Annotated in this window: 7 protein-coding genes and 1 riboswitch; of the genes, 6 read left to right on the plus strand and 1 reads right to left on the minus strand. The window is 30.4% G+C overall.

The window, feature by feature from the left end:
- The coding region (locus Q0U66_RS05200; RefSeq protein ID WP_297378273.1) for a hypothetical protein at window positions 1–1,262 on the minus strand (1,262 nt) is incomplete at its 3' end.
- Between the two features lie 108 nt (window positions 1,263–1,370).
- Here Q0U66_RS05200 and Q0U66_RS05205 point away from each other — a divergent pair.
- The 6 genes from Q0U66_RS05205 to nagA all read left to right on the plus strand — a co-directional run bounded on the left by Q0U66_RS05205 (window position 1,371) and on the right by nagA (window position 5,355).
- Complete coding sequence (locus Q0U66_RS05205; RefSeq protein WP_297378278.1) at window positions 1,371–1,613, plus strand: pro-sigmaK processing inhibitor BofA family protein; 243 nt, start codon at window positions 1,371–1,373, stop codon at window positions 1,611–1,613.
- Window positions 1,614–1,621: 8 nt separating this feature from the next.
- Entirely contained in the window at window positions 1,622–1,894 is a 273-nt protein-coding gene (locus Q0U66_RS05210; RefSeq protein ID WP_297378280.1) for a GNAT family N-acetyltransferase, read from the plus strand.
- 116 nt (window positions 1,895–2,010) lie between these two features.
- Window positions 2,011–2,265, plus strand: coding sequence for an HPr family phosphocarrier protein (locus Q0U66_RS05215; RefSeq protein WP_297378282.1), 255 nt, complete (start codon window positions 2,011–2,013; stop codon window positions 2,263–2,265).
- Window positions 2,266–2,349: 84 nt separating this feature from the next.
- A complete protein-coding gene (locus Q0U66_RS05220) occupies window positions 2,350–2,847 on the plus strand; it encodes an AAA family ATPase (RefSeq protein ID WP_297378284.1) in 498 nt (165 codons plus the stop codon).
- A gap of 27 nt (window positions 2,848–2,874) precedes the next feature.
- Window positions 2,875–2,945, plus strand: a riboswitch (Fluoride riboswitch).
- Between the two features lie 33 nt (window positions 2,946–2,978).
- A complete protein-coding gene (locus Q0U66_RS05225; protein WP_297378286.1) occupies window positions 2,979–4,157 on the plus strand; it encodes a cation:proton antiporter in 1,179 nt (392 codons plus the stop codon).
- Window positions 4,158–4,218: 61 nt separating this feature from the next.
- On the plus strand, window positions 4,219–5,355 hold the full coding sequence (nagA, locus tag Q0U66_RS05230; RefSeq protein WP_366938265.1) for an N-acetylglucosamine-6-phosphate deacetylase: 1,137 nt from the start codon (window positions 4,219–4,221) through the stop codon (window positions 5,353–5,355).
- The last annotated feature ends 80 nt before the right edge of the window (window positions 5,356–5,435 follow it).

Genomic DNA, 5,435 nt, shown 5'->3' on the forward strand with positions numbered 1-5,435 from the left:
AAGGTTGCCTTATATTCTTTCTCTTGAACTGCACCTTCTGCTGATTCCATTGCAGAATATTCCTTGGCTGAAGATACAGGATAGAATTTGGCATCCTTAGTTCTCATATTTACTAAAACAAATCCAACATTTGATTCGTCAGCTGCAACAGATGTGTAGCCTGTGTATAGGTAAACATCATCGTCTAAGGCTAAATAGTTATAACCTTCAGTTGTTCTTAGAACATTTTTTTGAGTGAAGATGGAGTTTAAATAACCGCCTTGGTATTTACCATTCCAGTCTAATTGGTCTATAATATTTTCTGCCGAATGAACCCTATCAACCCATGTAGGGATTTCTTCTAAACTATATTTTTGGTGGTCACCATTTACTGCATTTACTAAAACTGCTCCATTTACATCTAAACCATCGAAAAAGCCAACCTTAGTTTTATAAGTAGATATTATCCAATAAGGTGTTCCTTCTTCATCAATTTCAAATGAAGCTTGACCAAGTATTTCAAAAGGATATCTCAATCTGGTATACCTATAAATATCCCTAAAGAAGTAGTCTTCTTTTGAATATTTTATTTTATTTTCTAATTTAACAAGATCAGCATCACCATCAACTATATCTATTTTTAGATAACCTGGAAGACCTTCTCTCATATTTGTAAGGTATTTAATAAAACTATTATATTTCAAAGGAGTGACCCTGTAAGGAGCGTCCTTATAATTAATTTGAGTATAGGTTGTGTCATCTATATCAAATTGTGATACTAAATCTAAAAGTTCACCCATTTTTCTAGCACCCAATTTTACAGAGGAATCTCTATCTAGGGTTGGGATTTTATCTATAGGGAGTTCTTCTATATCTTCCTTAAAATTAGAAGAAATAGGATTTATAAGTTTTGCATAGTTTTTAGATTGTATTATCCTTGCTCCAAATAAATTTAATATACCAAAGGAGACAAGCATAAAAGCAAATGCATACCTAAAAATCTTATAAGGCCTTAAAGACTTTCCGCCTATAAAAACTAAAATTGCTAAAATAGTTCCTAAATATATCCAAGCATCCCTTGAATGTATATTTAGCGAAGGTAATAAGATATAATAGCTTATAAGTGCGTACAGAAAAGCTATGGTTAAGGCTGCTTTTCTTTGTTTTTGCCTAAACTTACTTTTCATGTTTTTATCAGCCTTATTAAAGATATCTTTTATATTAAAACTATTATTTTTTTCATTGTTTTCATCATTATTCCAATCGAAGTTAAAATTCCACATACAAATTCCTTTCTGTTAATATTTTTATCATATATTAACAATTTTATTATATCATGGTAAAATTATATTAATAGAGATATTATTCATAAATTATGAAATGGAGGATATATGTCAATAGTATTAGGTATAATAGCCTTATTATTTTTATATATAGTATTAAAAATCCTAAGAGTTTCAATGTCTGTTATTATAAAATTATTATGGAATGGTGTAATTGGTTTAGTTCTTCTAGTAATTTTTAATGCTTTAGGTTCGATATTTGGATTAAATATAGAAGTGAATGCTTTAAACGCAATAGTTGCAGGTTTACTAGGAGTTCCTGGTATTGTTTTATTACTAATCTTAAATTAGGAGGGAAAATGGAAGATATTATATTAAAAAATGACCTATTTTATATGGGGGATATTGAAAATCCTACAGCCTATATAAAAATTGAAAGAGATGAAGATGGCGATTTAAGAGTTGTATCTACTTTCGTTGATGACAGTCTAAGAGGACAAGGGATAGCAGGTAAGCTTACACAAGAAGTTATAAGCTATGCTGAAAAAGAAAATCTTAAAATAGTTCCAGTATGTCCATACACCGTAAAATATTTTGAAAAACATGAAGAATACCAAGGACTTTTAAAATAAGTCCCTGGTATTTTTTATGGCATTTAAGAAATAATGAAAACTTTATCATTTTATAGTAAATATGAAAAAAATGTGCTATAATCATAGAGATATATGGTATCTATTAGGAGGGAGCAATGGTAGAAAAACAAGTTAGAATCAAAAACGAAATAGGTTTGCATGCTAGACCAGCTTCTCTTTTCATCCAAGAAGCTATTAAGTATTCTTCCCATATTGAAGTATGGAAAGATGATAGACAATATAATGGTAAATCTATTATGTCAATCTTATCTATGAGTGGTAGAAAAGATGATTTAATTACTATAAAGGCTGAAGGAGAAGATGCAGAAGAAGCAGTCGATGCTTTAGTAAATCTTTTAGAGAAGCTATAAGTAGGTATTTATGTACAAGTATATATAAACAATAAAAACTTTAATTTATAAATTAAGGTTTTTTTTGTATAGTAAGGTGGTAATATGAATAAATTAATTATATTAAGAGGAAATTCTGGATCTGGAAAGTCTACAGTTGCCAGAGCCTTACAGAGACATTTTGGAATAAATACTCTGATGATATCACAAGATAATGTATCAAGAGATATGGTTTATGCTTTAGAAGGTGGTGATGAATATACCCAAGACTTAGCTATGCATATACTTAGCTATGGACATGAAAATAATCCAATTACAATTATGGATGGGATATTTAAAAAATACCAATATGATAAATTACTAAAATATGCCAAAGATCTTTATGGAGATGAGATATATGCTTACTATTTTGATCTTCCTTTTGAAGAGACCCTGAAAAGGCACGAGACTAGATGGAAAGTTAAAGAATTCGGTAAAGAAGAAATGAAAAGATGGTGGCAAGATAGAGATTTTATAGGTTTTATTTCAGAAAAAATTATTACGAAAGAACTTAGCAAAGATGAAATAGTAAATATGATAATTCATGATATAACAAATGATTGATATTAATATTTTATTTTGTTATATTTATTTATATAAGGGAATGAAGGTCTCCCTAGTTTATACTAAACCGCACTTGTGCTGATGACTTCTACGTTGCCGTAGGATCCTCAGCTTTTTTTATGGAGGAAATTATGTATTTATCTTTAGCTTTGATATTTATTTTGGGTATAATATCAAATTTTATATTTAAGAAAATTAAATTACCAAGTTTAATTGGCATGATAGTATCAGGAATTATAATAGGGCCCTATGTCTTAAATTTAATTGATGTAAAAGTATTAAACATGTCTGCAGAATTAAGGACTATTGCCCTTATAATCATTTTAACCAGGGCAGGACTAACCTTAAACTTAGGCGACTTGAAGAAGGCTGGTATCAGGTCTATATTACTGGCTTTCATACCTGCTAGCCTTGAAATACTAGGCATAACAATATTTGCCCATTTGATTTTTAAAATAAGTTTATTAGAAGCAGCCTTACTGGGTTCAGTCTTAGCAGCAGTATCACCAGCTGTTGTAGTGCCTAGAATGATAAAGATTATTGAAAAAGGATATGGCAACAATAAAGCTGTTGGCCAAATGATACTTGCTGCATCATCAGTAGATGATATATATGTCATAGTAATTTTTACTTCAATCTTATCCTTGTTTACAGGAACTGCCAATAATGCTTATTTATCCTTTGTAAATATACCTGTATCAATTATTTTAGGTGCTTTCATAGGTTATCTAACAGGCATAGTAATATCAAAATTATTAAAGAAAATAAAACTAAAAAATTTGGAAAAAAGTCTATTTATTTTAGCTATTTCTATGCTTCTTTATTATTTAGAAATGCAAATTACCAGTCCTATCAAATACTCATCATTAATTTCCATTATGGCTATGGGTATGACTATAAATATGAAAGATGGAGACTTAAAAAATGATATACATAAAAAATATAATTATTTTTGGTCTATTTTTGAAATCTTTTTATTTACACTTGTAGGAGCAAGTATAAATATTTCTTATGCTAAGGATATGTGGCCTTTAGCACTACTTATAATAACTATAGGCCTAGCCTTCAGGATACTAGGAGTAATGATCTCTCTAATATCTTCAGATTTAAATAAAAAAGAAAAAACTTTTTCTATGCTAGCATACTTACCTAAGGCTACTGTGCAAGCTGCCATAGGTGGGGTAGCCTTGTCTTATGGTCTTGATAAAGGTGATTTAATTTTATCTGTTGCTGTTGTATCAATTTTATACACAGCTCCACTTGGTGCTTTATTAATAGACAAGACCTATAAAAAGTTTTTAGAAAAATAATTTTTAAGATTAGTAATATTAGGTGTATAATTATATATATAAATAAGAAAGGGGCTTAAATATGAAAATTGCTTATAAGGCAAAAAAAATATTTGCGGAAAATGAAGTATTTGATAATGCTTTTTTAATTGTAGAAGATGGTAAAATTTCATCTATAGAAAAAAATTATGATGGTGAATATGTAGATTACTCAGATAAATATCTAGCAGCAGGATTAGTAGATACCCATGTGCATGGTTATCATAATGTAGATATTACTGATGGGGAACCAGGTAGTTTGAATACAATGTCTAAGGGTGTCTTACAAATGGGTGTTACATCATTTTTACCTACAACTCTTACATCATCATATGAAACTTTAAATAATGCTGTTAAGGTGATAGGTGAAGAGTACAAGCAAGTTGAAGGGGCAAAAGTTCAGGGGATATTTATGGAGGGTCCTTTCTTTACTGAAGAACATAAAGGAGCACAAAATCCAGCCTACATGTCAGATCCAAGTATAGAAAAATTAAGACATTGGCAAGAGCTATCAGGTGGATTAATTAAAAAAATAGCTATAGCACCTGAGAGAAAAGGATCAGTAGAATTTATTAAAGAAGCTAAAAAAATGGGAATTTATGTAGCCCTAGCTCATTCTGATGCAGGTTTTGATACTGCTATGGATGCAGTAAATGCAGGAGCAAATATATTCATACACTTATATAATGGTATGAGAGGCTTACACCATAGAGAACCTGGTATGGTTGGGGCTGCATTATATTCAGATGCTTATGCTGAACTAATTTGTGATGGCCACCATGTGCATCCTGCTGCAGCTGGAATAGCTATGAAAACTAAAGGACATGATAATATCTTACTTATAACAGACTGCATGATGGCAGGTGGTATGGGTGAAGGCAAGTCCAAGCTAGGCGAATTTGATGTAATTGTAAAAGATGGACAAGCAAGATTAGAAAATGGTTCTTTAGCGGGATCTATCTTAGATTTAATTGATGGAGTAAAAAATGTCTATGATTGGAATATAGCAGATAAAAAACAAGCTATAGATATGGCAAGTAAAAACGCTGCTGCTTCAGTTGGAATTGATGATAGATGTGGTATCTTAAAAGATGGACGAGATGCTGACTTTATAGTATTAAATGAAGACTTGTCTTTAGTTGAAACTTATTTAAATGGTGAATCTGTTTATAAAGCTTAAAGTTTATATTTTACAGGTAATAGATAAAAAGGGGCTGTTGCATAAGTCCCAAACACAAAAAAGACGAGGAAACTTAAAAA

Origin of the sequence: uncultured Helcococcus sp. (genome assembly GCF_946998255.1) — a bacterium.
Lineage (GTDB): Bacteria > Bacillota > Clostridia > Tissierellales > Peptoniphilaceae > Helcococcus.

Bases quoted from the DNA above. Each gene is read 5' to 3' on its own strand.
- Q0U66_RS05215 (WP_297378282.1), top strand. From the start codon at position 2,011: ATGGTAGAAAAACAAGTTAGAATCAAAAACGAAATAGGTTTGCATGCT.
- nagA (WP_366938265.1), top strand. From the start codon at position 4,219: ATGAAAATTGCTTATAAGGCAAAAAAAATATTTGCGGAAAATGAAGTA.
- Q0U66_RS05210 (WP_297378280.1), top strand. From the start codon at position 1,622: ATGGAAGATATTATATTAAAAAATGACCTATTTTATATGGGGGATATT.
- Q0U66_RS05205 (WP_297378278.1), top strand. From the start codon at position 1,371: ATGTCAATAGTATTAGGTATAATAGCCTTATTATTTTTATATATAGTA.
- Q0U66_RS05225 (WP_297378286.1), top strand. From the start codon at position 2,979: ATGTATTTATCTTTAGCTTTGATATTTATTTTGGGTATAATATCAAAT.
- Q0U66_RS05220 (WP_297378284.1), top strand. From the start codon at position 2,350: ATGAATAAATTAATTATATTAAGAGGAAATTCTGGATCTGGAAAGTCT.